This window comes from Streptomyces phaeolivaceus, from assembly GCF_009184865.1.
GTDB lineage: Bacteria > Actinomycetota > Actinomycetes > Streptomycetales > Streptomycetaceae > Streptomyces > Streptomyces phaeolivaceus.
The window spans coordinates 8,008,666-8,033,784 of sequence record NZ_CP045096.1; the positions used below are offsets into that span (position 1 = coordinate 8,008,666).

At 72.0% G+C, this 25,119-nt stretch carries 23 protein-coding genes; 16 read left to right on the forward strand and 7 right to left on the reverse strand.

Annotated elements, in window-relative coordinates:
• Positions 1-159: 159 nt before the first annotated feature.
• Entirely contained in the window at positions 160-441 is a 282-nt protein-coding gene (locus F9278_RS36835; RefSeq protein ID WP_037700813.1) for an HPr family phosphocarrier protein, read from the reverse strand.
• Between the two features lie 211 nt (positions 442-652).
• Between F9278_RS36835 and F9278_RS36845 the strand changes: the two genes are divergently transcribed.
• The 4 genes from F9278_RS36845 to F9278_RS36860 all read left to right on the forward strand — a co-directional run bounded on the left by F9278_RS36845 (position 653) and on the right by F9278_RS36860 (position 6,123).
• Positions 653-3,502 carry a bifunctional acetate--CoA ligase family protein/GNAT family N-acetyltransferase gene (locus F9278_RS36845; protein WP_152172168.1) on the forward strand — a complete coding sequence of 950 codons (2,850 nt, stop codon included), beginning with the start codon at positions 653-655 and terminating at the stop codon, positions 3,500-3,502.
• Between the two features lie 141 nt (positions 3,503-3,643).
• Positions 3,644-4,231 (forward strand): DUF5998 family protein, encoded by a 588-nt coding sequence (locus F9278_RS36850; RefSeq protein WP_152172169.1) that lies wholly within the window; start codon positions 3,644-3,646, stop codon positions 4,229-4,231.
• Positions 4,231-5,418 carry an alkaline phosphatase family protein gene (locus F9278_RS36855; RefSeq protein WP_152172170.1) on the forward strand — a complete coding sequence of 396 codons (1,188 nt, stop codon included), beginning with the start codon at positions 4,231-4,233 and terminating at the stop codon, positions 5,416-5,418. Before F9278_RS36850 ends, F9278_RS36855 begins: the two co-directional genes overlap by 1 nt.
• A 57-nt stretch (positions 5,419-5,475) precedes the next feature.
• A complete protein-coding gene (locus tag F9278_RS36860; RefSeq protein ID WP_152172171.1) occupies positions 5,476-6,123 on the forward strand; it encodes a thymidine kinase in 648 nt (215 codons plus the stop codon).
• Between the two features lie 27 nt (positions 6,124-6,150).
• On the opposite strand, the gene F9278_RS36865 is transcribed toward F9278_RS36860, so the two are convergent.
• Complete coding sequence (locus F9278_RS36865; protein WP_152172172.1) at positions 6,151-6,945, reverse strand: VOC family protein; 795 nt, start codon at positions 6,943-6,945, stop codon at positions 6,151-6,153.
• A gap of 323 nt (positions 6,946-7,268) precedes the next feature.
• Between F9278_RS36865 and F9278_RS36870 the strand changes: the two genes are divergently transcribed.
• Positions 7,269-8,096: a sulfurtransferase gene (locus F9278_RS36870; protein WP_152172173.1), complete on the forward strand. Its 828-nt coding sequence runs from the start codon at positions 7,269-7,271 to the stop codon at positions 8,094-8,096.
• A 193-nt stretch (positions 8,097-8,289) separates the two neighbouring features.
• Here the strand turns inward: F9278_RS36870 and sepH are convergent, their stop codons facing one another.
• From sepH to F9278_RS36885, 3 genes are all read right to left on the reverse strand, one after another.
• Positions 8,290-9,327, reverse strand: a complete 1,038-nt coding sequence (gene sepH, locus F9278_RS36875) for a septation protein SepH (RefSeq protein ID WP_152172174.1) — start codon at positions 9,325-9,327, stop codon at positions 8,290-8,292.
• A gap of 418 nt (positions 9,328-9,745) precedes the next feature.
• Positions 9,746-11,065, reverse strand: a complete 1,320-nt coding sequence (locus tag F9278_RS36880; RefSeq protein WP_152172175.1) for a D-arabinono-1,4-lactone oxidase — start codon at positions 11,063-11,065, stop codon at positions 9,746-9,748.
• Positions 11,025-12,266 carry an MFS transporter gene (locus tag F9278_RS36885; RefSeq protein ID WP_152172176.1) on the reverse strand — a complete coding sequence of 414 codons (1,242 nt, stop codon included), beginning with the start codon at positions 12,264-12,266 and terminating at the stop codon, positions 11,025-11,027. The genes F9278_RS36880 and F9278_RS36885 overlap by 41 nt, the downstream gene beginning before the upstream one ends.
• Positions 12,267-12,416: 150 nt before the next feature.
• Between F9278_RS36885 and F9278_RS36890 the strand changes: the two genes are divergently transcribed.
• Both F9278_RS36890 and F9278_RS36895 read left to right on the forward strand, forming a co-directional pair.
• Positions 12,417-13,544, forward strand: a complete 1,128-nt coding sequence (locus F9278_RS36890; RefSeq protein WP_152172177.1) for a ferrochelatase — start codon at positions 12,417-12,419, stop codon at positions 13,542-13,544.
• A gap of 8 nt (positions 13,545-13,552) precedes the next feature.
• Complete coding sequence (locus F9278_RS36895) at positions 13,553-14,380, forward strand: inositol monophosphatase family protein (RefSeq protein WP_152172178.1); 828 nt, start codon at positions 13,553-13,555, stop codon at positions 14,378-14,380.
• 77 nt (positions 14,381-14,457) lie between these two features.
• On the opposite strand, the gene F9278_RS46470 is transcribed toward F9278_RS36895, so the two are convergent.
• Positions 14,458-14,631 (reverse strand): hypothetical protein, encoded by a 174-nt coding sequence (locus tag F9278_RS46470; RefSeq protein WP_184900211.1) that lies wholly within the window; start codon positions 14,629-14,631, stop codon positions 14,458-14,460.
• A 416-nt stretch (positions 14,632-15,047) separates the two neighbouring features.
• Here F9278_RS46470 and F9278_RS36900 point away from each other — a divergent pair, with 416 nt between their 5' ends.
• The 4 genes from F9278_RS36900 (at position 15,048) to F9278_RS36915 (ending at position 18,637) form a co-directional block, all read left to right on the forward strand.
• Complete coding sequence (locus F9278_RS36900; protein ID WP_086753693.1) at positions 15,048-15,701, forward strand: response regulator transcription factor; 654 nt, start codon at positions 15,048-15,050, stop codon at positions 15,699-15,701.
• Between the two features lie 6 nt (positions 15,702-15,707).
• Positions 15,708-16,970, forward strand: coding sequence for a sensor histidine kinase (locus F9278_RS36905; protein ID WP_152172179.1), 1,263 nt, complete (start codon positions 15,708-15,710; stop codon positions 16,968-16,970).
• Positions 16,971-17,376: 406 nt separating this feature from the next.
• Complete coding sequence (locus tag F9278_RS36910) at positions 17,377-17,673, forward strand: DUF4193 domain-containing protein (RefSeq protein WP_005481602.1); 297 nt, start codon at positions 17,377-17,379, stop codon at positions 17,671-17,673.
• A 13-nt stretch (positions 17,674-17,686) separates the two neighbouring features.
• Positions 17,687-18,637 (forward strand): hypothetical protein, encoded by a 951-nt coding sequence (locus F9278_RS36915; RefSeq protein ID WP_193241798.1) that lies wholly within the window; start codon positions 17,687-17,689, stop codon positions 18,635-18,637.
• A 190-nt stretch (positions 18,638-18,827) separates the two neighbouring features.
• On the opposite strand, the gene F9278_RS36920 is transcribed toward F9278_RS36915, so the two are convergent.
• Positions 18,828-19,298: a DUF3093 domain-containing protein gene (locus F9278_RS36920; protein ID WP_152172180.1), complete on the reverse strand. Its 471-nt coding sequence runs from the start codon at positions 19,296-19,298 to the stop codon at positions 18,828-18,830.
• Positions 19,299-19,410: 112 nt separating this feature from the next.
• On the opposite strand from F9278_RS36920, the gene F9278_RS36925 reads away from it, so the two are divergent.
• From F9278_RS36925 to F9278_RS36945, 5 genes are all read left to right on the forward strand, one after another.
• The gene (locus F9278_RS36925) at positions 19,411-19,995 is read left to right on the forward strand and encodes a PaaI family thioesterase (protein WP_152172181.1); all 585 of its coding nucleotides are present in this window, start codon (positions 19,411-19,413) and stop codon (positions 19,993-19,995) included.
• On the forward strand, positions 19,992-20,537 hold the full coding sequence (dut, locus tag F9278_RS36930) for a dUTP diphosphatase (RefSeq protein ID WP_152172182.1): 546 nt from the start codon (positions 19,992-19,994) through the stop codon (positions 20,535-20,537). Before F9278_RS36925 ends, dut begins: the two co-directional genes overlap by 4 nt.
• Before the next feature lies 1 nt (position 20,538).
• The gene (locus F9278_RS36935) at positions 20,539-21,318 is read left to right on the forward strand and encodes a DUF3710 domain-containing protein (protein ID WP_152172183.1); all 780 of its coding nucleotides are present in this window, start codon (positions 20,539-20,541) and stop codon (positions 21,316-21,318) included.
• Positions 21,319-21,514: 196 nt separating this feature from the next.
• Entirely contained in the window at positions 21,515-24,367 is a 2,853-nt protein-coding gene (locus F9278_RS36940; protein WP_226967107.1) for a sensor histidine kinase, read from the forward strand.
• On the forward strand, positions 24,364-25,047 hold the full coding sequence (locus tag F9278_RS36945) for a response regulator (protein ID WP_152172184.1): 684 nt from the start codon (positions 24,364-24,366) through the stop codon (positions 25,045-25,047). The genes F9278_RS36940 and F9278_RS36945 overlap by 4 nt, the downstream gene beginning before the upstream one ends.
• Positions 25,048-25,119 lie beyond the last annotated feature (72 nt).

The following is a 25,119-nucleotide window of genomic DNA, read 5'->3' on the forward strand; positions in this document are numbered from 1 at the left end:
GGAAGAATTCCGTGGGGCATTTTTTCGGCTGCCCGCAGAACGGAAAAAGGACGTAAATGCGAAGGGCCCGCCCGATAAATCGGACGAGCCCTTCGTCATGTGTGCGGGTGGTGCGTGCGGGCAGCCTTTCAGGCCTTTCCGCTTCGGTTGCCCGGTCGCTCAGACCGTCTCGGGGAGTTCTTCGAGCCCCTCGGCGACGAGCTTCGCCAGACGGTCGAGCGCGACGTCCGCGCCCTCGGCGTCGGAGGCGAGCACGATCTCCTCGCCGCCCTGGGCGCCGAGGCCCAGGACCGCCAGCATGGAGGCGGCGTTGACGGGGTTCCCGTCGGCCTTGGCGATCGTCACGGGGATACCGGAGGCCGTGGTGGCCCGGACGAAGATGGATGCGGGGCGGGCGTGGAGGCCCTCGGCCCAGCCGACGTTGACGCGGCGCTCAGCCATGTTGATGCTGCCCTTCAGGTGTGTCGGGTGTTGCAGAGAGGTCTAGACCGGGTTGTCTAGACCAGTTTCCCATATGGGGCGACGTACCGGAACGGGCCCACGGCCTGACCACGAACCGGCTGTCGCGCTTGTGTTGTGCTCGTCCTGCCTCTGTCGTGCCTCCCCAGGCTGCCCCGCGCCGCATGCGTACGCGAGCCGTACTCTGGGGCCCATGCAGACCTCGTCGGACCGGCACGAGTACCCCGCCCACTGGGAGGCCGACGTGGTGCTGCGCGACGGCGGCACCGCACGCATCAGGCCCATCACGGTCGATGACGCCGAGCGTCTTGTCAGCTTCTATGAGCAGGTCTCGGACGAGTCGAAGTACTACCGCTTCTTCGCGCCCTACCCTCGCCTGTCCGCCAAGGACGTCCACCGCTTCACTCACCACGACTTCGTGGACCGGGTGGGGCTCGCCGCCACGGTGGGCGGCGAGTTCATCGCCACCGTACGCTACGACCGCATCGGCGCCGACGGGATGGCCGCCTCCGCCCCCGCCGACGAGGCCGAGGTCGCCTTCCTCGTGCAGGACGCCCACCAGGGCCGCGGTGTCGCCTCCGCCCTCCTCGAACACATCGCCGCCGTCGCCCGCGAACGTGACATCCGACGCTTCGCCGCCGAGGTGCTCCCCGCCAACAGCAAGATGATCAAGGTGTTCACGGACGCCGGGTACCAGCAGAAGCGCAGCTTCGAGGACGGCGTCGTCCGACTGGAGTTCGACCTGGAGCCCACCGACCGCTCCCTCGCCGTGCAGCGCGCCCGGGAGCAGCGGGCCGAGGCCAGATCCGTCCAGCGGCTGCTGGCCCCCGGCTCGGTCGCCGTCGTCGGCGCCGGGCGCACGCCGGGCGGAGTGGGCCGCGGCCTGCTCGCCAACCTCAAGGACGCCGGCTTCACCGGGCGGCTGTACGCGGTGAACAAGGCCCTCGGGGCGGACGAGAAGGAACTCGACGGGGTGCCCGCGCACCGCTCCGTCACCGACATCGAGGGCCCCGTCGACCTCGCGGTCGTCGCCGTCCCCGCCGCCTACGTCCCCGAGGTCGTCGCCGAGTGCGGTGAGCACGGGGTGCAGGGGCTCGTGGTCGTCTCCGCCGGGTACGCCGAGAGCGGCCCCGCCGGGCGCGAGCGCCAGCGCGAACTGGTCCGCCAGGCCCGCACGTACGGCATGCGCATCATCGGCCCCAACGCCTTCGGGATCATCAACACCGCCCCCGACGTACGGCTCAACGCCTCGCTCGCCCCCGAGACCCCGCGCTCCGGACGCATCGGCCTGTTCGCCCAGTCCGGCGCCATCGGCATCGCGCTGCTCTCCCGGCTGCACCGGCGCGGGGGAGGGGTCACCGGCGTCACGGGCGTCTCCACCTTCGTGTCGTCCGGCAACCGCGCGGACGTGTCCGGCAACGACGTCCTGCAGTACTGGTACGAGGACCCGGACACCGATGTCGTCCTCATGTATCTGGAGTCCATCGGCAACCCGCGCAAGTTCACCCGCCTCGCCCGGCGCACGGCGGCGGTCAAGCCGCTCGTGGTGGTGCAGGGGGCGCGCCACGGTTCCGCGCCCCTGGGGCACGCCGTGCGCGCCACCCAGCTGCCCCACACCACCGTGTCCGCGCTGCTGCGCCAGGCCGGGGTGATCCGGGTCGACACGATCACCGAGCTGGTCGACGCGGGGCTGCTGCTCGCCCGGCAGCCGCTGCCGGCGGGGCCGCGGGTGGCGATCCTGGGGAACTCCGAGTCGCTGGGGCTGCTGACGTACGACGCGTGCCTCTCCGAGGGGCTGCGCCCGCTGCCCCCGCTGGATCTGACGACCGGGGCCTCGGCACGGGACTTCCACGCGGCGCTGTCCCGGGCGCTCGCGGACGACTCGTGCGACGCGGTGGTGGTGACGGCGATACCGGCGCTGGGGGAGGCGTCGCCGGGGGACGCGGCGCTGGCGGAGGCGCTGCGGAGCGCCGTCGCGGGGAAGCCGTCGAAGCCGGTGCTCGTGGTGCACGTCGAGCTGGGGGGCTTGGCCGAAGCGCTGTCCGCCGCGGCCAGTACCGCACCACAGGTCGGCGAGAAGGCGCCCGGCGCTGTCGGCGGTGCCCACCCTCCCCCACTCTCGGCTGCGGAACGACTGCCCACCGAGGGACAGGAAGCGTCACCACCCCTTCCTGCCGAAGCACACCTCATCCCCGCCTACCCCGCCGCCGAGCGAGCCGTGCGGGCCCTCTCCGAAGCCGTGCACTACGCCCAGTGGCGACGGGAGGCGGCGGAGCCGGGGCGGGTGCCGGAGTTCGAGGACATCGACGAGAAGGGGGCGGCCGAGCAGATCGACGCGGCGCTGGCCGGGGGCGCGGGGCTCACGCTCGGCGCGCAGGAGACGGGCGCGCTGCTCGGTCGGTACGGCATCCACCCGCGGCAGGCGCGCCCCGCGCCCACACCCGACGAGGCGGCGAGCGCGGCGGCGGCCGTCGGCTACCCCGTGGCGCTCAAGACGACCGCCCCGCACCTGCGACACCGGGCCGACCTGGGCGGCGTACGCCTCGATCTCGCCGACGAGGAGCAACTGCGGCGGGCGTACGCGGAGTTGACGGAGCTGTTCGGCGGGCCGGAGGAGCTGCGCCCGGTCGTCCAGGGCATGGCCCCGCGCGGGGTCGACACGATCGTACGGACGGTCGTGGACCCGGCGGCCGGAGCGGTGCTCTCGTTCGGGCTCGCCGGGCCCGCGTCGCAGCTGCTCGGGGACATGGCGCACCGCCTGATTCCGGCCACCGAGCGGGACGCGGCCTCGCTGGTCCGGTCCATCCGGACGGCCCCGCTCCTCTTCGGCTGGCGGGGCTCCGCCCCCGTCGACACGGCGGCGCTGGAGGAGCTGCTCCTGCGGGTCTCCCGGCTGGTCGACGACCACCCCGAGGTCGTGGCGGTCTCCCTGGAGCCCGTAGTCGTCGCGCCGCACGGCCTGAGCGTCCTCGGCGCCACCGTCCGGCTCGCGCGCCCGCCCGCCCGCGACGACCTCGGCCCCCGGACGCTCCCGGTGTACTGACGGCCCCGCCGCCGGCCCGCCGAAGGCGGCGCGCGCACCCCGTACGGGCGGCGCGCGGGCCCGCGCATTGAACCGTCCACGACAGAACAGAGACGGCAGAGCGGTCCCTCGCAGTCAGTGCGCCACCGTAGGATGGACGTCATGGCCAAGACCAGTACGACGACCCAGGGGCTGCGTGCGGCGATCGAGCGCAGCGGCTACTACCCGGCCCTCGTGGCCGAGGCGGTGGAGGCCGCTGTCGGCGGCGAGGCCATCAAGTCGTACCTGGTCCACCAGGAGACGACGTTCGACGCGAACGAGGTGCGGCGGCATGTCACCGTCCTCGTCCTCACGGGCAACCGCTTCATCGTGAGCCACACCGACGAGCAGGCCGCGGACACCACCTCGCCGACGCCGTACGCCACGACCTCGACCGAGTCGGTCAAGATCGGCCGGATCTCGTCGGTCGTGCTCAGCCGCGTGGTCGCCAACCCGGAGTCGTACGCCCCGGGCACCCTGCCCCGCGAGGTCGTCCTGACCATCGGCTGGGGCGCCGTCTCCCGCATCGACCTGGAGCCCGCCGCCTGTGGCGACCCCAACTGCGAGGCGGACCACGGGTACACGGGCAGTTCGACGGCGGACGACCTCAGCCTGCGCGTCAGCGAGGCCGGGGACGGCCCGGAGACCGTGCGTCAGGCCCTCGCCTTCGCCCAGTCGCTCTCCGAGGCGACCGCGGACCCCGCCCGCTGATGGCACTGCCCACCTGGGACGACCCGGAACCCCTCGCCCTCGACACGGCCCCCGTCCCGGAGTACGGCGTCGGCTCGCTCGCCGACCTCCTGCCCACCCTCGCGGCGGGCATGGGCGTGCCCGGTACGACCGCCTCGATACCGGAGCTGACGGCGGCCGACCGGGTCTGTGTGTTCCTGGTCGACGGCCTGGGCTGGGAGCAGCTGAGGGCGCACCCGGACGAGGCGCCGTACATGACCGCGCTGCTGGCGTCCTCGCGCGGCGGCACCGGCCGGCCCATCACCGCGGGCTACCCCGCCACCACCGCCACCTCCCTCGCCTCCGTGGGCACCGGTCTGCCGCCGGGCGCGCACGGCCTGCCCGGCTACACGGTCCGCAACCCCGAGACCGAGGAGCTGATGAACCAGCTCCGCTGGCAGCCGTGGACCCCGCCGCGCGTATGGCAGCCGTACCCCACGATCTTCCAGCTCGCCGACCGGGCGGGTGTGCACACCGCCCAGGTCACCGCCCCGGCCTTCCAGAACACCCCCCTCACCCAGATCGCGCTGAGCGGCGGCACGTTCCACGGCCGTCTCTCCGGCGACGACCGCATGGATGTGGCCGCCGAGCAACTGGCGGCGGGCGACCGCGCCTTGATCTACACGTACTACTCCGAGCTGGACGGCGCGGGCCACCGCTTCGGTGTCGACTCGGACGCCTGGCGCGGCCAGTTGATGCACGTCGACCGGCTGGTCCAGCGCCTGGCCGAGCAACTCCCGCCGCGCACGGCCCTGTATGTGACCGCCGACCACGGCATGATCGACATCCCGTTCGACGAGCAGCACCGCATCGACTTCGACGAGGACTGGGAGCTGCGCGCCGGGGTCGCCCTGCTGGGCGGCGAGGGCCGTGCCCGCCATGTGTACGCCGTGCGGGGCGCCGAGTCGGACGTCCTGACCTGCTGGCGCGAGGTGCTGGGCGAGCAGTTCTGGATCGCCTCCCGCGACGAGGCGATGGCGGCGGGCTGGTTCGGCCCGCACATCGACGACCGGGTGTACGCCCGCATCGGCGACGTCGTCGCCGCCGCCCGTGACGACGTCCTGATCATCGCCTCCGAGCGGGAGCCCAACGAGTCGGCGATGGTCGGCAACCACGGCTCGATGACCCCCGTGGAACAGCTGGTCCCGCTCCTCGAAGTACGCTCCTGAAGCCCTGCCCGTCCGTCCGCCCCCTCGCCCTCCATGCCGAAAGGTGCTCAACTCACCATGCCCGAGCTGGTGTTCTTCTCCGGAACCATGGACTGCGGGAAGTCGACGCTGGCCCTCCAGATAGAGCACAACCGTTCGGCACGCGGCCTCCAGGGCATGATCTTCACGCGTGACGACCGCGCGGGCGAGGGCAAACTGTCCTCCCGGCTCGGCCTGGTGACCGACGCCGTGGAGGTCGAGGACGGCCAGGACCTCTACGCGTATCTCGTCGACCATCTCTCCCAGGGCCGCCGCGCGGACTATGTGATCGCCGACGAGGCCCAGTTCCTCGCCCCCGAGCAGATCGACCAACTCGCCCGCGTCGTTGACGATCTGAGCCTCGACGTCTACGCCTTCGGCATCACGACCGATTTCCGTTCCAAGCTCTTCCCCGGCTCCCAGCGCCTGGTCGAGCTGGCCGACCGCGTCGAGGTCCTCCAGGTGGAGGCCCTGTGCTGGTGCGGCGCCCGTGCCACGCACAACGCCCGCACCATAGGCGGTCAGATGGTGGTCGAGGGCGCCCAGGTCGTCGTCGGCGACGTCAACCAGCCCGACGACATCGGCTACGAGGTCCTCTGCCGCCGTCACCACCGCCGCCGGATGACGGCCGCCACCGCCCGCGCGAGCGCCCTCTCCCCGGACGTCCTGCCGGTCGAGGCGGTCTGACACCTGGCGCCGAGACGGTCCGCCGGTTCAGCGTGCCGAGCGCACCACCGCGAACTTCGCCCCCTCCGGGTCGGCGAGCGAGGCCACCGGGCCGTGCGGGGTGTCGTGGGTGGGTTTGAGGACGTGCCCGCCGAGTTCGATGACCCGGTCGGCGGCCTCGTCGGGGTCGGTCACCTCGAAGTACGTCAGCCAGTGGGGGCCGCGGTCGCGGGGGAGGTCACCGCCGACCCCGTGGATGCCGGCGACGGGGCGGCCGTCGATGCGGAGGGTGACGTAGTCCAGGTCGTCCGAGACGACCGGCTCCTCCTCGTAACCGAAGGTCGTCTCGTAGAACTTGGCGACCAGCGAGCTGTCCACGGTGAGGAGTTCGTCCCACGCCGGAGTGCCGGGAACCCCGGTGATGTCCGCGCCGAGGTGCTCCGCCGCCTGCCAGATGCCGAAGACGGCGCCCGCGGGGTCCGAGGCGATCGCCAGCCGGCCCGCCTCGCCCGCGTCCAGCGGTCCCACCCCGACGGTGCCACCGCAGTGCCGTACGGTCTCCGCCGTCCGGTCCGCGTCGGTGGAGGCGAAGTACGGCGTCCAGGCGATGGGGAGATGGCGGTCGGGCGGCAACTGGCCGATGCCCGCCACCTGCCGCCCGTCGAGCAGTGCCCGCGCATACGGGCCGAGCTGCTGGGGGCCGGGCTGGAACTCCCAGCCGAACAGCGCCCCGTAGAAGTCCTGGGTCGTGGCCATCCCGTGCACCATCAGGCTCACCCAGCAGGGTGTGCCCGGTGGATACGCCCCACCGTGCCGGCCGGTCGACCCCCGTGCCTCGGTCATCGTCACTCTCTCCTCCGGCCCCTCGCGGTGGCCGTCTCCGTCCGCCCTCCGTACGCGTGTACCGCGTCCACGCGCGATCACGCCCCGTGCCGATGCTCGCACCACCCGTAGTGCCACGGGCCCGCGCCGCACCGCCGCGCGACACGTCCGTGGACGAGGATGCCCGCCTCGCCGGTACCCCTCGCTTGCCACGTCGTCGCCGTGCGGTGTCCATCGGTTGTACGGCATGTGCCCGACCCCGTACGCCTCGTGATCGGCACCGCCCGGCGGGCAGAGTAACCGGACCGGGGCGACGCGGCCACCCCGTGCGCGAGGATGGGGCCATGAACGCCATCATCTCGGCCCCCGACCTCGGACACGAGCTGGCGGGAGCCCGCCCGCCGGTCCTCCTGGACGTCCGTTGGCAGTTGGGCGGCCCGAACCTGCGCCCCGACTACGAGAAGGCACACCTCCCGGGAGCGGTCTTCGTCGACCTGGACGCCGAACTCGCCGGCCCGGCGGGCTCCGGAGGCCGCCACCCGCTGCCCGACCCGGACACCTTCGGTGCGGCGATGAGGGCGGCCGGGGTCTCCGCGGACCGCGCCGTCGTCGTGTACGACGGCGGTCTCAACTGGGCCGCCGCGCGCGCGTGGTGGCTGCTGCGCTGGGCCGGCCACCCCTCGGTGCGGGTGCTGGACGGCGGTCTGGCCGCCTGGGACGGCCCGTTGACCGCCGAGATCCCGGAGCCCGTGCCCGGCACCTTCGCGCCCGTCCCCGGCGCGCTGCCGCTGCTCGACGCGGACGGCGCCGCCGCGCTGGCCCGCACCGGGCTCCTGCTGGACGCGCGCGCCGCCGAGCGCTACCGGGGCGATGTGGAGCCCATCGACCCGGTCGGCGGCCATATCCCGGGCGCGGTGTCGGCTCCGACCACCGAGAACGTGGCCGAATCCGGCCGCTTCCGGACCGCCGCCGAACTCGCCGACCGTTTCAAGGGACTCGGGGTGACCGCCGACTCCGAGGTCGGCGTCTACTGCGGCTCCGGGGTCTCGGGCGCCCACCAGGTGCTGGCGCTGGCCGTCGCGGGCATCCCGGCGGCCCTGTACGTGGGTTCGTGGTCGGAGTGGTCCCGGGACGGCAGCCGACCGGTGGCCACCGGGCCCGACCCGCGATGACCCTCCGCTGACGGCATGCCGTGGGGCCCGCGTCTGAACGACACGGGCCCCACACACGTATGAATGACCGATCCTGCAACGAAGAAAAGACCAAGGAAGAAGAAGACCGAGAAGACCGAAGAGAGTCGAGGACCGAAGAGAAACGGATCTGCTTGAAGTACGACCCGTCCAACTCCCCATCGCCGCAGGCCCGCTACTCCTGCTTCTTCCGTCTGGTGCCGAACACGATCTCGTCCCAGCTCGGCACCGCCGCGCGCCGGCCCGGCCGGACGCCGTCGGCCTCCGCCTGGCGGTCGGTGGCACCGATGAGCCGGTCACGGTGGCCGTTGACCGACCGTGGCATGAGGACGTCCGCGTAGGCGGAACCGGCCGAGGCCGCGGGGGCCGCGGACTCCTCCTCCGCCACCTCCTCGACGGAGGCGGACTCCTCCTGCGGTTCGACGGAGGGCAGTTCGGGCACCACCAGGTCGCCCCGGTAGCTGGGCACGGCCTCCAGGATGCTGGTCAGCGAGTCGCGCTCGCTCACCAGCTCCTCGTCCGACTCCAGGGCCGGGGAGGGCAGGGCGAGACGTTCCGCCTGGCGGTCCAGGGGGCGGTCACGGGGCAGCCGCGCGATCCTCGGCACGAACGGGAAGCTGGGCTCGGGCGTCCCGAGGTCGTCGGACTCGCCGATCAGCGAACGCGCCTCGTCGTCGACGGCCTGGACGAGCCGCCGGGGCGGGTCGTACGTCCAGCTCGCCGAGTGCGGCTCGCCCGCGACGCAGTACACCAACAGGACTTCCCAGGTGCCGTCGTCGCGGCGCCACGAGTCCCACTGGACGGTGTCCTTCTCGGCACCGCGCAGCAGCAGACGCTCCTGGACGGCCTCGCCGAGCTGGGGTCCCGCCGCGTTCTCGCCGGGGCGGCGGACGGGGGTCTTGCGGGCCCGCTCGGCCATGAAGGCGCGCTCGGCCAGGACGGGGCCCTCGAACCGGCGGACCCGGTCGACGGGGATGCCGGCGAGCTGCGCGACCTCCTCGGCCGTGGCACCCGCGCGTATCCGCGCCTGGATGTCACGGGGGCGGAGATGGCTCTCCACCTCGATCTCGATCTGACCGAGGCGGGGCCGGTCGCCGCGCACGGCGGCACGCAGCCGTTCGTCGATCGGAAGTGTGTACTCCGTGGAATCGGCAGCCTTGAGCACCAGCCGTGTGCCGTCATTGGAGACGGCCACGACACGCAGTTCGGGCATGGGGACCTCCCGGGTGGTGCCTGCCGACGTCACGTGCGTCGCTGCTTCCGCTAGTCGAGTGTTCCGCTAGTCGAGTGTGGCCTGCCCGGGTGCAGCCTGCCACAACCTTGCCGAGTTGCCCGGCGTGTCGGGCGTGAGCCCGAGGCTGCCGTTATGGCACGGTTATCAATTCGCAACGCTAAGTGACGAACCTCATCACCCTGTGCAACGATCCCCCTCCCGGTGGTCCTCGAAGGCCCCGGACACCCTGGCGGGAGTCCGGACCCAGGGCTCGCAACAGTACTCCATTCGGGCCACTTGCGTGGATCGGCACGCCGCCCAACTTCTCATGGGAGACGTCAATCCGCCGCCGGAACAGACCTTTTCGTGACCTCGGGAGGGACGTGCTTCACGCGATCTTCGACAAACGCCCGCCCGGCTACGCCCCGAGCACCCGGCGCAAGTAGTCGTTCTGGAAACGCCGTTCGGGGTCGAGCCGGTCACGCAGCGCGGTGAACTCACCGAAGCGGGGGTAGACCTTGGCGAAGTAGTCGGTGTCCCGGGTGTGCACCTTGCCCCAGTGCGGGCGCCCCTCGTGCGCGGTGAAGATCCGCTCGGCGGCGGTGAAGTACGCCTGATAGGGCGTACCCCTGAACATGTGCACGGCGACGTACGCGCTCTCGCGGCCGGAGGCGGTGGAGAGCGTGATGTCGTCGGCGGGGGCGGTGCGGACCTCCACGGGGAAGCTCACGCGCAGGTTCGACCGGTCGACCATCGCCTTGAGTTCACGCAGCGTGTCCACCACGGCCTCGCGCGGAACGGCGAACTCCATCTCCACGAAGCGCACTCGGCGCGGAGACGTGAAGACCTTGTAGGGGATGTCGGTGTAGGTCCGCGCGGACAGGGCGCGGCTGGAGATCTGCGCGATCGTCGGGATGCTGGCGGGCACCGCCTGGCCGACCCAGTTGGCCACCTGGAACAGGCCGTTGGAGAGGAACTCGTCCTCGAACCAGCTGTTCAGCTGCGGTACGGGCTTCTCGGGGCCCGCACTGCGGTTGTTGCGCTTGGTGTTGGTGTTGCCGGTGTGCGGGAACCAGTAGAACTCGAAGTGCTCGTTCTCGGCGTGCAGTTCGTCGAACTCGGCCAGCACCCGCTCGAACGGCATCGGTTCCTCGCGCGCCGAGAGCAGGAAGATCGGCTCCACGGCGAAGGTGATCGCGGTGACGATGCCGAGGGCGCCGATGCCGACCCGGGCGGCGGCGAAGACATCGGGGTTCTCCGTCGCGGAACAGGTCAGGATCGAGCCGTCCGCGGTGACCAGTTCGAGGCCGCGGATCTGGGCGGCGATCGAGGCCGAGTCCCGCCCGGTGCCGTGGGTGCCGGTGCTGGTCGCGCCCGAGACCGTCTGCTCCATGATGTCGCCCATGTTCGTGAGCGACAGTCCCTCGCGCGCGAGAGCCAGGTTGAGCCGCTTGAGCGGGGTGCCGGCGGCGACCGTGACGGTCATGGCCTCACGGTCGATCTTGCGTATGCCCGTCAGCAGTTGAGGGCGGATCAGTACGCCGTCGGTCGCGGCGGCGGCCGTGAAGGAGTGGCCCGTGCCGACAGCCTTCACCCGGAGGTCGTCCTCGGCGGCCTGCCGTACGGCGGCGGCGAGTTCCTCGACGGTGGCCGGGGTGACCTCCCGTACGGGCCGGGCGGTGACGTTCCCCGCCCAGTTACGCCACGTGCCGCTCTTCCCGATCACGGTGGTGCTCATGGGGCCCTCCCCGCCTTGGAGCCGGCCTGCGCAGCCGGCGGTACCCGAGGAAACCGACCGCGACCGCGACGGCCCCGGACGCCGCCGGAACCACGTACCCCGCCTTCGCCCCGGCCGCGTCGATCACCCAGCCGGAGACCGAGGAGCCGAGCGCGACCCCGACCGCGAGCCCGGTGCCCACCCAGGTCATGCCCTCGGTCAGTTGCGTGCGTGGTACGTGCTCCTCGATCAAGGACATGGTCGTGATCATCGTGGGTGCGATGGACAGTCCGGCGACGAAGAGCGCCACGGCCAGAAACGGCAAGTTTCCGACCAGTAGGAGGGGGATCATACTCACGGCCATGCCGCATACGCCCAGCAGCCACCTGCGTTCCGCCGCCCCGCCGAAGCGCAACAGCCCGAAGACGATGCCCGCGGCGCACGAACCGGCCGCGTAGAGGGCCAGCACGACGCTCGCGGCGGCCTTGTGGCCGCGCTCCTCGGCGAAGGCCACGGTGACCACGTCGACGGCTCCGAAGATGGCCCCGGTCGCCACGAAGGTGGCCACCAGCACCTGAAGTCCGGGCGAGCGCAGCGCCGAACGGCCCTTGTCGTGCCGCGCGCGCGGGTGCGGCGCCGGTTCGGTGGCGCGCTGGGCGGTCAGCCAGAAGACACCGGCCGCGAGGAAGCAGGCGGCGAGCAGCGGCCCGGCCTCCGGGAACCACGCCGTGGACAGCCCGATGGAGATGATCGGCCCGAAGATGAAGCAGACCTCGTCGATGACGGACTCGAACGAGTACGCGGTGTGCAACCGCGGGGTGTCCCGGTACAGGGCCGCCCACCGCGCGCGGGTCATCGCCCCGAGGCTGGGCACACAGCCGATGCCGGCCGAGCAGAGGTACAGCACCCAGTCCGGCCAGCCGTAGTACGCGGCGAACAGCAGCCCCGCGGAGGCGGCCAGGGCGACGAGGGTCGCCGGGCGCAGCACCCGCCGCTGCCCGTACTGGTCCACCAGACGCGAGATCTGCGGGCCGAACACGGCGGCGGACAGCGCGATGGTCGCCGAGAGCGCGCCGGCCAGGCCGTACCGGCCGGTGAGCTGGGAGATCATCGTGACCACGCCGATGCCCATCATGGACAGCGGCATCCGGCCGAGGAGACCCGCGGCGGTGAAGCCCTTGGTGCCGGGGGCGGCGAACAGGGCGGTGTAGGGGCTGGGCACGGGGGCTCCGGTCGGTCCGGTAAGGGGAGGAACTGATTCCTCGTAAGGCGTGAAGACGGCTGGTACAGCTTACAGGCCAGGTCACCCTAAGCCATCCTCGGGCATGGGCCGGGATCCCGGCTGTCGGCGTCGGGTGGCAGGATCGATGGCATGCCACACGCGCACGACGCCACCCCCTACGACGCCCTGCTCCTGCTCTCGTTCGGCGGCCCGGAGGGCCCGGACGACGTGGTCCCGTTCCTGGAGAACGTGACGCGGGGTCGCGGCATCCCCAAGGAACGCCTGAAGGAAGTCGGGCAGCACTACTTCCTGTTCGGCGGGGTCAGCCCCATCAACGACCAGAACCGGGCCCTGCTCGACGCCCTCCGCAAGGACTTCGCCGGGCACGGCCTGGATCTGCCCGTCTACTGGGGCAACCGCAACTGGGCGCCCTACCTGACCGACACCCTGCGTGAGATGGTCGCCGACGGCCGCCGCCGCGTCCTGGTCCTCACCACGAGCGCGTACGCCTCGTACTCGGGCTGCCGCCAGTACCGCGAGAACCTCGCCGACTCGCTCGCCGCCCTGGCGGCCGAGGGCCTGGAGCCGCCGAGGATCGACAGGATCCGGCACTACTTCAACCACCCGGGCTTCCTGGAACCCATGATCGACGGCGTTCTGGAGTCGCTCGCCGACCTCCCCGAGGACGTCCGCGACGGCGCGCACCTCGCCTTCTGCACCCACTCCATCCCGAACGCCTCGGCGGACACCTCCGGCCCGGTCGAGGAGCACGGCGACGGCGGCGCGTACGTCGCGGAGCACCTGGACGTCTCACGGCTCATCGCCGAGGCCGTGCGCGAGCGGACAGGCGTCGAGCACCCGTGGCAGCTCGTCTACCAGTCGCGTTCCGGCGCCCCGCACATCCCGTGGCTGGAGCCCGACATCCGCGACCACCTGGAGGAGCGGCACGGGTCCGGGGCCCCGGCCGTCGTGATGGCCCCCATCGGCTTCGTCTCGGACCACATGGAGGTCCTGTACGACCTCGACACCGAGGCCATGGCCAAGGGCGAGGAGCTGGGTCTGCCGGTCCGCCGCTCGGCCACCGTGGGCGCCGACCCCCGGTTCGCCGCCGCGATCCGCGATCTCGTCCTGGAGCGCGCCGCCACGGAGCGGGGCGAGGACGTGACCCCCTGCGCGCTCGGCGCGCTCGGCGCGAGCCACAACCTGTGCCCGGTCGGCTGCTGCCCGGCCCGTGCCCCCCGGCCCGCCGCCGCGGGCGCCGACAGCCCGTACGCGTGAGGAGCACCATGACCGACCAGTCAGAGCGTTCAGGCCGTCCGGACGGCCTGCGGGCCGAACTGCTGGAGATCGCCCTGGAGGCGGCCGACCGCGCGGGCGCCCTCCTGCGCGACGGCCGGCCCGCCGATCTGGGCGTGGCCGCCACCAAGTCCAGCGCGGTCGACGTCGTCACCGAGATGGACATCGCCTCCGAGAAGCTGATCACCGGCCTCCTCGCCGAACGCAGGCCGCACGACGGCGTGCTCGGCGAGGAGGGCGCCAGCGTCGAGGGCACCAGCGGCGTCCAGTGGGTGATCGACCCCCTCGACGGCACCGTCAACTACCTCTACGGACTCCCCAGTTGGGCCGTGTCCATCGCGGTCCGGGTGGACGGCGAGACGGTCGTCGGTGTGGTCCACGCCCCGGTGCGCGGCGAGACCTTCCGGGCCGTCCTCGGCGAGGGCGCGTTCCTGAACGACCGTCCCGCGCGCGTGCGGCCCGCCCCGGAGCTGGGACTCGCCCTCGTCGGCACCGGCTTCGGCTACCGCGCCGAGCGCCGCGCCCGGCAGGCCGACGTACTGCGCGCGCTGATCCCCGAGGTGCGGGACATCCGGCGCGGCGGCTCGGCCGCGATCGACCTGTGCGACGTGGCCGTGGGCCGCCTGGACGCGTACTACGAGCGCGGTCTGAACGCCTGGGACTACGCGGCGGGCGACCTCGTCGCCCGGGAGGCGGGCGCCCTGACCGGTGGCCGCCCCGGAGAGCCCCTCTCACCCGATTTGACCATCGCCGCCCCGCCCACCCTCTTCGAGGCCCTCCAGACCCGCCTGGACGGCCTCGGCGCCTGGCACGACTGAGGGGCCGGTACGACAACGCGGCGAGACCCCGGCCTGGATCTGCCGGGGTCTCGCCGTCGTGCGTATCGGGCCGGGAATCAGACGCTCTGCGCGCCGACCTCCACACCGTGGTCGGCGGCGAGGCGGCGCAGGTCGTCGAGCTCGCCCTGCTCCACCTCGACGAGGAAGTCGTCGCCCTCGTCGCGAGCCCTGGTCAGGTCGGACTCGGTCGCCCTTATGCGCTGCAGAAGTCCTGCGGTGAATGCGTCCATGCTGCGCCCCCTCGTCCTGGGTCGTGGGTCGTCGGCACGGGGGTGTGCCGTTCGGAAGGGGCGATCACGTCTCTTGTGGATGCCCAGCGCTGCCCTGGCCGGGCGGCGACGGTGCCGGACACCCACGCCCGCTCTGCGGAGAAGCGGATCGCCGCGTACCGCATGGTGGTGCGGCACAAGCAGAGTGTGATCGCGGGGTGTAAAGCCGTCCTCCCCCCGGTCTCTCGGACGGAAACCTCAACCGGACGAAAAAATCCCGCATTCCCGGCCGGACGCCTTCACCCTTCCTGTCACGGGGTCGTCTTACAGCCGACTTACGGCCGAAAAAGGCAGGATGGAGGTCACACACCCACGAACACCCTGCCCGTGCGCGCCTCTCGCGCGCTACGCGGGTGGACACAGGAAGGACAAGCGACGTGCGCGTACTCGTCGTCGAGGACGAGCAGCTGCTCGCCGATGCGGTGGCCACCGGACTGCGCCGGGAGGCCATGGCCGTCGACGTCGTGTACGACGGTGCGGCGGCCCTGGAACGCATCGGCGTCAACGACTACGACGTGGTCGTCCTCGACCGGGACCTCCCCCTCGTGCACGGCGACGACGTCTGCCGCAAGCTCGTCGAGCTGGGCCTGCCCACGCGCGTGCTGATGCTCACCGCGTCCGGAGACGTCAGCGACCGCGTCGAGGGCCTGGAGATCGGCGCCGACGACTATCTGCCGAAGCCGTTCGCCTTCAGCGAGCTGATCGCGCGCGTGCGGGCCCTCGGCCGGCGTACGAGCCTGCCGCTGCCGCCCGTCCTGGAGCGCGCCGGCATCAAGCTCGACCCCAACCGCCGCGAGGTCTTCCGCGACGGCAAGGAGGTCCAGCTCGCGCCCAAGGAGTTCGCGGTCCTGGAGGTGCTGATGCGCAGCGAGGGCGCCGTCGTCTCGGCGGAGCAGCTCCTGGAGAAGGCCTGGGACGAGAACACCGACCCGTTCACCAACGTCGTGCGCGTGACGGTCATGACGCTGCGCCGCAAGCTCGGCGAACCACCGGTCATCGTCACCGTGCCCGGCTCCGGCTACCGGATCTGATCCGCCGTGGCCGCCACCCCCGCGCCGCCCCAGGCGCCCCCGAAGCCCACCTGGGACCCCCGGCGGGGGCAGAACCCGCTCCCCTGGCTGCGCCCGACCATCCGGATACGGCTCACGCTGCTGTACGGCGGCATGTTCCTGATCGCCGGGATCCTGCTGCTGTCGATCATCTACCTGCTGGCCGCCCAGGCCGTGAGCACCGGCAACACCCCGGTGTTCAAGATCGAGGGCGGCACCAACATCAGCGTGTCCAGCAACATATGTCCGGCGGTAGACGCGGACACGGCTCCGACCAATCTCCAGCTCGACGACTTCAACCGGGCGATCGCCGCCTGTATCGACCATGAGCGCCAGGTCGCGCTGGACACCCTGCTCAGCCGTTCCCTGCTGGCTCTCCTCGGGCTGGCCGTGATCGCCTTCGCGTTCGGGTACGCGATGGCGGGCCGGGTGCTGGCGCCGCTCGGCCGGATCACCCGCACCGCGCGCGCGGTGGCCGGCTCGGACCTGTCCCGCCGGATCGAGCTGGACGGGCCGGACGACGAGCTGAAGGAGCTGGCGGACACCTTCGACGACATGCTGGAGCGGCTCCAGCGGGCCTTCACGGCCCAGCAGCGGTTCGTCGGGAACGCCTCGCACGAGCTGCGGACACCGCTCGCGATCAACCGCACCCTCCTGGAGGTGCACCTCTCCGATCCGGGTGCGCCGGCCGAGCTGCAGCAGTTGGGCAAGACGCTGCTGGCCACCAACGAGCGCAGTGAGCAACTCGTCGAGGGTCTGCTGCTGCTGGCCCGCAGCGACAACCAGATCGTCGAGCGCAAGCCCGTGGACCTCGCCGAGGTCGCCTCCCAGGCCATCGACCAGGTGCGCTCCGAAGCGGACGCCAAGAAGGTGGAGATCCGCGGCGAGTGGGCCCCGGCGGTCGTCCAGGGCAACGGCGTCCTGCTGGAGCGGATCGCCCTGAACCTCGTCCAGAACGCCGTCCGGTACAACGTGCCGGGACCGGGCGGCTGGGTGGAGGTCACGACGGAGCTGCAGCACGGGCAGGCGGTCCTGGTGGTCACGAACACCGGGCCCGTGGTCCCGGCGTACGAGATCGACAACCTTTTCGAGCCGTTCCGGCGGCTGCGTACGGAGCGCACGGGCAGCGACAAGGGCGTGGGCCTCGGCCTGTCGATCGTCCGGTCCGTGGCCCGCGCGCACGGCGGCCATATCGCCGCCCGGCCACGTGAGGGAGGCGGACTCGTGATGCGCGTGACCCTTCCCGTCTGAGAAAATGACCCCCGGTTCCGGGACGTGTTCGCTTTGCGCGGAATTTCCCGGGCGCCTGATCGAAACGGTCGTGCACGACCGATGTGTGATCGATCACAGGGGCGAATTTCCAGCCATCTACTGAGCGTGATCATGTGGCCGTCGGAAAGCCGGGAAAATCCGGGTTTTCGGGGGTTGAGATCACGGGAAGTACATGCTGAGGCGCCTTTGATATGCAGCCTCAGGACCGTGTACGGTCCCGTTCGCCATCCAAGCCGATCACTCTTGAGGAGTCCGGTTGGGTGTCGATTGAGTAACAGACCTTGATGTGAGGCAAAATCTCCGCCTCAGGTCGGGCACAAGTCCGGCCTCTCACGCGTTACGTGCGCTGGAGACACCGCAGACACCCAGAGGGGGAGAGCGCGACATGGCAACGGATTACGACACCCCACGCAAGACCGACGACGACGTCGACTCGGACAGCCTGGAAGAGCTCAAGGCTCGCCGGAACGACAAGTCGACTTCCGCCGTGGATGTAGACGAGTTCGAGGCTGCCGAAGGCCTGGAACTGCCCGGGGCCGACCTCTCGAACGAGGAGCTGGCCGTCCGGGTGCTGCCCAAGCAGCAGGACGAGTTCACCTGCATGAGCTGCTTCCTGGTGCACCACCGCAGCCAGCTGGCCCGCGAGAAGAACGGTCAGCCGATCTGCCGCGACTGCGACTGAGGCAGGGTCGGCCGTGACTGGCTCGACCCCTCCTTGGAAGCGCCGCTCCCGCAAGGGGGCGGACCCGGGGCCGTACGACGGCTCCGACGGCGTGCGTGACGACGAGCGGGGCTCCTCCGGCCAGGGAGCGGCCTCGCTCGAACGTGCGTCCGGCACGGCGTCGGGGGGCGCCACGGATGAGCAGGGACGCCTGCCCGTACCGGTGGACACTCCGGCGCCGGTCGCCCGACGGCGCGCGGCCGTCGTCCGCGACGGCATCAAACAGGGCCTCAAGGTAGGGGCCCGCAAGAGCGGTGACGGGGCCAGAGCGGGCCTCGCCTACATCACCGACCGGGTCGTCGAGATCGCCCCGCGGATCCCCGTACGCGACCTCGCGACCCTGCGTGCCCATTTCCCGGGGCTGGGGCCCGAGCAGATCGCCGACAAGCTCGTCGCGGGGGCGGCCAACGCGTCCTCCACGGTGGGCGCGAGTGTCGGGGCCGCCGCGATGCTGCCGGCGCCGCCCGCCATGCCCGCGGAGCTGGCCGCCGAGATCACCGGGGTCGCCGCGGTCGAGCTGAAGCTCATCGCCGAGCTGCACGAGGTGTACGGGGTGCGACCGCCGGGGAATCTGCGGCAGCGCAGCACCGCGTATCTGGACTCGTGGTCCGGTGAGCGCGGGATCGACGTGACCAAGCCGTCGACGATCAACTCGGCGCTCGGCGGGCAGATGAAGCGGCAGCTGCGGCAGCAGATCATGAAGCGGATGGTGCGGAATCTGCCGAACCTGATGCCGTTCCTGGTCGGCGCCGCGGTCGGGGCGGTCATGAACCGCCGGGACACCAAGCACCTCGCCGAGCGGATCCGTAAGGACCTGCGGCGTGTTCAGGTGCCGTGGGAGGCGCTGCCGGAGTTGCCGCCGCTGGAGGAGCCGGTGGATCCGCTGGCGGTGGGGGAGCTGCCGAAGGAACTGGGTGGGGGCTGAGCGGTCGTCGCGGACGCGGTCGGTCCGTCGGGCGGGCGCGGAGGTTCCGTGAGGCCCGCGAGTTCGGCACCGCAGGGAACGCGCCGTCGTGGCTGATCGCCGTCGCGGCGGCGGCAGGGTTCCCGGCGGTAAGAGTTCGACGAGAAAACCGCGCCGCCGCCGAGCTGTGCCGCCTGCCGGCGGGGCGGGCTCAGCCTGGCTGCGTGGTCGTCTTCGCGGCTTTCAGGGCGGCCACCAGGCGCTCGGGTTCCCGGGTCGACAGGTACACGTACGGGGTCGGGTCGGCCGGGTCGGTGACGGGGATGCGCAGGGCCGTGGGGATGTAGGCGCGCAGGAGCATGAAGGCGTGCGGGTTGGCCTTGTGGGTGCGCCAGGCCTGGGCCTCCTCGCGGTCCAGGATCTCCGGTTCGCCGAGGGCGCCGACCGGGATCTTCGCCTCGCCCGCGACCAGGGAGTCACCGACGACGCGGATGCGGACCGAACCGTAGGAACTGGCGACGACCGCCGCGACCGCGGTGCCGCCGGCCAGACCGCCCAGCAGGGGGAGGGTGCCGAACGGCAGCAGGATGAGGGCCATCGAGACGCCGACCAGGAAGCAGACGAGCCACCAGGTGCGGGGGGCGGTGAGGCGTTCTTCGTACGGCGAGGCGGAGAGCTGCATGGCGTCAAGCTTGGCATGCGGGCCCTCCCGCCCCGGAATAGGGGCGTCCGAGGGGAAACCCTGCCCGTAGGGACGATGGCCGGACGCTGACGGACCGGTAAGGTCTGCGCCTGTGAGAGGTACTTCCGCGGCCCTGCGGCCCCCGGCGGACGCCAAGGCGCCCGTACGGCATCCCGACGCACCCGCCCCCGGTGAGCTGCTCGGCGCGCACTACGGGCAGTGTTTCGGCTGTGGCGGCGGGCAGCCCCACGGGCTGCATCTGGAGGCGACGGCCGGTGAGGGCGTCACCCTGTCCGCCGAGTTCACCGTACGGCCCGCGCACCAGGGGGCCCCGGGCCTCGCGCACGGCGGAGTCCTGGCCAGCGCCCTCGACGAGACCCTCGGCTCCCTCACCTGGCTGCTGCGCACCATCGCGGTGACCGGACGGCTGGAGACCGACTTCCTGCGGCCCGTCCCCGTCGACACCGTGCTGCATCTGCGGGCCGAGGTGACGGCGGTGGCAGGGCGGAAGATTTTCGCCAGTGCCGAGGGCCGTATCGGGGGTCCCGAAGGACCGGTAGCCGTCCGCGCCGACGCGCTCTTCGTCGAGGTCAAGGTCGACCACTTCATCGACCACGGCCGTGACGAGGAGATCCGGGCGGCCATGAACGACCCGGACCAGGTCCGGCGGGCGCGTGCCTTCGAGGTGAACCCGTGAGCGGCGGCCGTACCCCTCTCGACGTCCTGATCCGGCGCGTCGACCCCGACGTGCCGCTGCCGGACTACGCGCGGCCCGGTGACGCGGGAGCCGATCTGCGCACCACGGAGAGCCGGGAGCTGAAGCCCGGCGAACGGGCCGTACTGCCCACGGGCGTGTCCATCGCGCTCCCGGAGGGGTACGCGGCCTTCGTGCACTCACGATCCGGTCTCGCCGCCCGCTGCGGCGTCGCCCTGGTGAATGCCCCGGGGACGGTTGATGCCGGGTACCGTGGGGAGATCAAGGTGATCGTGGTGAATCTCGACCCGTATGAAGCCGTACGGTTCGAGCGCTTCGACCGGATTGCCCAACTGGTCGTCCAGCAGGTCGAGAAGGTGCGCTTCCAGGAGGTGGCGGAGCTTCCCGGCTCGGCGCGGGCCGAGGGGGGCTTCGGGTCCACCGGCGGTCATGCCGCCGTGGACGGTACAGCGAGCGGCACAACAAGCGGCACAACGGGTGGGAATCGATACGCATCGGTCGTATCCGACCGGGAAGGACAGTGACGTGTTCGGACGTCGCAAGAAGAAGGGTTCCGCCGAGGACGCGGCGGACGCGGCGAGCGAGGCCGAGCAGGTCGACGGCGTTGCCGGGGAAGCCGACGGCGAGGCGGACGAGGTCGAGCGGGAGCGCGTGCGGCTCGAACCCGAGCCGCGGCCGGACGGGCCGTGGGACAGCACCGAGGTGCGCGAGCCCGGCGAGGGCCGGGTGGACCTCGGCGGCATCTTCGTACCCGGGGTCGACGGCATGGAGCTGCGGGTCGAGGTCGCGGGCGACGCGATCGTCGCGGCGACCGTCGTGCTGCGGGACAGCGCGGTCCAGCTGCAGGCCTTCGCCGCACCCAAGCGCGAGGGCATCTGGGGCGAGGTCCGTGAGGAGATCGCCTCCGGCATCACCCAGCAGGGCGGTGTGATCGACGAGGTCGAGGGTCCGCTGGGCTGGGAGCTGCGCGCGCAGGTGCCGGTGCAGCTGCCGGACGGCACGGGCGGCTTCCAGGTCGTCCGGTTCGTCGGGGTGGACGGGCCCCGCTGGTTCCTGCGCGGAGTGATCTCCGGGCGGGGCGCGGTGGAGCCGCAGACCGCCGGGCTGCTGGAGCAGATCTTCCGGGACACGGTCGTCGTGCGCGGCGAGGGGCCCATGGCTCCGCGCGACCCGATCGTCCTGAAGCTGCCGAACGACGCGCAGATGGTCCCCGAGGGTGTCCAGCAGGAGGAGCAGGCCGGTTCCCGCTTCTCCGGCGGCATGGGGCAGCTGCAGCGCGGGCCGGAGATCACCGAGGTCCGCTAGCGGCGTTCCGGCCGAGGCCGTCCGGGAACTGCGGGTCCGTCGTGGCTGGTCGCGCAGTTCCCCGCCCCTCCGGGGGCGTGGGCGTCAGGGTTGTGTCAAAGAGGCGGCCTCCGGCCGCCTCTGTCCATTTTGCCGTGATTGTTGGCCGGTAGGGTCGACGCTGCGTAGGCAGCGGTCACGGGAAGACAATGGGGACATGGGACGCGGAAAGCTTCGGATCTACCTCGGTGCGGCACCGGGCGTCGGCAAGACGTACGCCATGCTGTCCGAAGCGCACCGCCGGATCGAGCGCGGCACCGACTGCGTGGTGGCCTTCGTGGAGCACCACGGCCGCCCGCGCACCGAGGTGATGCTGCACGGTCTGGAGCAGATTCCGCGCCGGGAGCTCGCGTACCGGGACACGGTCTTCACCGAGATGGACGTGGACGCCGTCCTCGCCCGGCGGCCCCGGGTGGCCCTGGTGGACGAACTGGCCCACACCAATGTGCCGGGCTCGCGCAACGACAAGCGCTGGCAGGACGTCGAGGAACTCCTCACCGCCGGCATCGACGTGATATCGACCGTCAACATCCAGCACCTGGAGTCGCTCGGCGATGTCGTCGAGTCGATAACCGGTGTACGGCAGCGCGAGACCGTGCCCGATGAGGTGGTGCGGCGGGCGGATCAGATAGAGCTGGTCGACATGTCGCCCCAGGCGCTGCGGCGGCGGATGGCGCACGGGAACATCTACCAGCCGGACAAGGTCGACGCGGCCCTGTCGAACTACTTCCGGCCCGGGAACCTGACCGCGCTGCGGGAGCTGGCGCTGCTGTGGGTGGCGGACCGGGTGGACGAGTACCTCAACGCGTACCGCAGCGAGCACCAGGTGTCGAAGATCTGGGGCTCGCGGGAGCGGATCGTCGTCGGCCTCACCGGCGGTCCCGAGGGGCGGACCCTGATCCGGCGGGCCGTCCGGCTCGCGGAGAAGGGCGCGGGCGGCGAGGTCATGGCCGTCTACATCGCCCGCAGCGACGGGCTGACCTCCGCCTCGCCCAAGGAACTCACCGTCCAGCGCACCCTCGTCGAGGACCTCGGCGGCACCTTCCACCATGTCGTCGGCGACGACGTCCCGGCCGCGCTGCTCGCCTTCGCACGCGGGGTCAACGCCACCCAGATCGTGCTGGGTGTCTCGCGCCGCAGGAGCTGGCAGTACGTCTTCGGGCCGGGCGTGGGCGCGACCGTGGCCCGGGAGTCGGGGCCCGACCTGGACGTCCATCTGATCACCCACGACGAGGCGGGCAAGGGGCGCGGCCTGCCGGTCGCCCGGGGCGCGCGGCTCGGCCGGGCCCGGATGGTCTGGGGCTGGCTGGTCGGGACGGCCGGCCCCCTGCTGCTCGCGCTGCTGCTCGCCAACGTCGAGACCGACCTCGGTCTCGCCAACGACATGCTGCTGTTCCTGTCCCTGACGGTGGCCGCGGCCCTGCTGGGCGGGCTGCTGCCCGCCCTGGCCGCCGCCGTGCTGGGCTCGCTGCTGCTCAACTGGTTCTTCACCCCGCCGCTGCACACCCTGACGGTCGACGACCCGACGAACATCGTCGCCATCGCCGTCTTCATAGGGGTCGCGGTGGCGGTGGCGTCCGTGGTGGACCTCGCGGCCCGGCGCACCCAGCAGGCGGCCCGGCTGCGGGCCGAGTCGGAGATCCTGTCCTTCCTCGCGGGCAGCGTGCTGCGCGGCGAGACCAGCCTGGAGGCGCTGCTCGAACGGGTGCGCGAGACCTTCGGGATGGAGTCGGTGGCACTGCTGGAGCGCGGGAGCGAGGTCGACCCGTGGACCTGCGCGGGCAGTGTGGGGCCCCGGCAGGTGGACCGTCCGGAGGCCGCCGACGTGGACATGCCGGTCGGCGACCACATGGCGCTCGCCCTCTCCGGGCGCGTCCTGCCCGCAGAGGACCGCCGGGTACTGGCCGCGTTCGCCGCCCAGGCCGCCGTCGTACTGGACCGGCGGCGCCTGCGGCAGGAGGCCGACCAGGCCAAGGAGCTGGCCGAGGGCAACCGCATCCGCACCGCGCTGCTCGCCGCCGTCAGCCACGACCTGCGCACCCCGCTGGCCGGGATCAAGGCCTCCGTGTCGTCCCTGCGCTCCGACGACGTGGCCTGGTCGCGGGAGGACGAGGCCGAACTGCTCGCCGGGATCGAGGAGGGCGCCGACCGGCTCGACCACCTCGTGGGCAACCTCCTCGACATGTCCCGCCTGCAGACCGGCACGGTCAGCACGCTGATCCGCGAGATCGACCTCGACGAGGTGGTGCCGATGGCCCTCGTCGGAGTCCCCGAGGGCAGCGTCGGACTGGAGATCCCCGAGAGCCTGCCCATGGTCGCCGTCGACCCCGGGCTGCTGGAGCGCGCGGTCGCCAACGTCGTCGAGAACGCCGTCAAGTACAGCCCGCCCGGCACACCCGTCCAGGTCTCCGCCAGCGCCCTCGGCGCCCGGGTCGAGGTCCGGGTCACCGATCGCGGCCCCGGCGTCCCCGACGAGGCCAAGGACCGCATCTTCGCGCCCTTCCAGCGCCACGGCGACGCCCCGCGCGGCACCGGCGTCGGCCTGGGGCTCGCGGTCGCCCGGGGCTTCGCCGAGGCCATGGGCGGCACGCTCGACGCCGAGGACACCCCCGGCGGAGGACTCACCATGGTGCTGACCGTGCGGGCCGCGGAGCAGCCCTCCGGGCCGGGCACGGACCCACCGGTGGCCCCGTCCGGGGCGGACACGTCGGCGTCGGGGGCCGGGAGCGCGTCTGCGGCCACATCGGCGGCCCCGGCTGCCGCATCCCCGACGGCGGGGGCCGGTTCCGTGGCGGGCGAGGGTTCGTCAGCCGACACGTCGACACCGGGAGCGGGGACCGCCCCGGAGGGAACCTCCGCACCGGTTGCCGCGTCTACCGCGGCGGGCACGTCCGTACCGGCCGACACGGCTTCACCAGCACGTACGGCCGCACGGTCCGACGCGGCCGCACGGTCCGACGCGGCCGTACGGTCCGACGCGGCCGGATCCGCAGAGAGGCGAACCACATGACCCGGGTGCTCGTGGTCGACGACGAGCCGCAGATCGTCCGCGCGCTCGTGATCAACCTGAAGGCCCGCAAGTACGAGGTCGACGCGGCCCACGACGGCGCGAGCGCCCTCGAACTCGCCGCCGCGCGCCACCCCGACGTCGTCGTCCTCGATCTCGGGCTGCCCGACATGGACGGGGTCGAGGTGATCAAGGGGCTGCGCGGCTGGACCCGGGTCCCGATCCTCGTCCTGTCGGCCCGGCACTCCTCCGACGAGAAGGTCGAGGCCCTCGACGCGGGCGCCGACGACTACGTCACCAAGCCCTTCGGGATGGACGAGCTGCTCGCCCGGCTGCGCGCCGCCGTCCGCCGTGCCGAGCCCGTCGGCGGCGAGGAGGGCGACGTGATCGTGGAGACCGACGACTTCACCGTGGACCTGGCCGCGAAGAAGGTGAACCGGGACGGCAAGGACGTCCGGCTGACCCCCACCGAGTGGCACCTCCTGGAGGTGCTGGTCCGCAACACCGGGCGGCTGGTCGGTCAGCGCCAGCTGCTCCAGGAGGTCTGGGGGCCGTCGTACGGGACGGAGACCAACTATCTGCGGGTCTACATGGCCCAGCTGCGGCGCAAGCTGGAGGGCGACCCCTCGCGGCCCCGGCACTTCATCACCGAGGCGGGCATGGGATACCGCTTCGAGAAGTGAGCGGCCGTTCCCGCGCGCGTGCACGCACGCGTGCACGCGCGCGTGGACGGGTCCGCGTACGGGGGTGCGGCT

Excerpts from the sequence above, each read along its gene's own strand:
- F9278_RS36855 (WP_152172170.1), top strand. The coding sequence starts at position 4,231 with ATGGCACTGCCCACCTGGGACGACCCGGAACCCCTCGCCCTCGACACG.
- F9278_RS36835 (WP_037700813.1), bottom strand. The coding sequence starts at position 441 with ATGGCTGAGCGCCGCGTCAACGTCGGCTGGGCCGAGGGCCTCCACGCC.
- F9278_RS36850 (WP_152172169.1), top strand. The coding sequence starts at position 3,644 with ATGGCCAAGACCAGTACGACGACCCAGGGGCTGCGTGCGGCGATCGAG.
- sepH (WP_152172174.1), bottom strand. The coding sequence starts at position 9,327 with ATGCCCGAACTGCGTGTCGTGGCCGTCTCCAATGACGGCACACGGCTG.
- F9278_RS36870 (WP_152172173.1), top strand. The coding sequence starts at position 7,269 with ATGAACGCCATCATCTCGGCCCCCGACCTCGGACACGAGCTGGCGGGA.
- F9278_RS36865 (WP_152172172.1), bottom strand. The coding sequence starts at position 6,945 with ATGACCGAGGCACGGGGGTCGACCGGCCGGCACGGTGGGGCGTATCCA.
- F9278_RS46470 (WP_184900211.1), bottom strand. The coding sequence starts at position 14,631 with ATGGACGCATTCACCGCAGGACTTCTGCAGCGCATAAGGGCGACCGAG.
- F9278_RS36910 (WP_005481602.1), top strand. The coding sequence starts at position 17,377 with ATGGCAACGGATTACGACACCCCACGCAAGACCGACGACGACGTCGAC.
- F9278_RS36890 (WP_152172177.1), top strand. The coding sequence starts at position 12,417 with ATGCCACACGCGCACGACGCCACCCCCTACGACGCCCTGCTCCTGCTC.
- F9278_RS36945 (WP_152172184.1), top strand. The coding sequence starts at position 24,364 with ATGACCCGGGTGCTCGTGGTCGACGACGAGCCGCAGATCGTCCGCGCG.
- F9278_RS36895 (WP_152172178.1), top strand. The coding sequence starts at position 13,553 with ATGACCGACCAGTCAGAGCGTTCAGGCCGTCCGGACGGCCTGCGGGCC.
- F9278_RS36920 (WP_152172180.1), bottom strand. The coding sequence starts at position 19,298 with ATGCAGCTCTCCGCCTCGCCGTACGAAGAACGCCTCACCGCCCCCCGC.
- F9278_RS36860 (WP_152172171.1), top strand. The coding sequence starts at position 5,476 with ATGCCCGAGCTGGTGTTCTTCTCCGGAACCATGGACTGCGGGAAGTCG.
- F9278_RS36940 (WP_226967107.1), top strand. The coding sequence starts at position 21,515 with ATGGGACGCGGAAAGCTTCGGATCTACCTCGGTGCGGCACCGGGCGTC.
- F9278_RS36845 (WP_152172168.1), top strand. The coding sequence starts at position 653 with ATGCAGACCTCGTCGGACCGGCACGAGTACCCCGCCCACTGGGAGGCC.
- F9278_RS36880 (WP_152172175.1), bottom strand. The coding sequence starts at position 11,065 with ATGAGCACCACCGTGATCGGGAAGAGCGGCACGTGGCGTAACTGGGCG.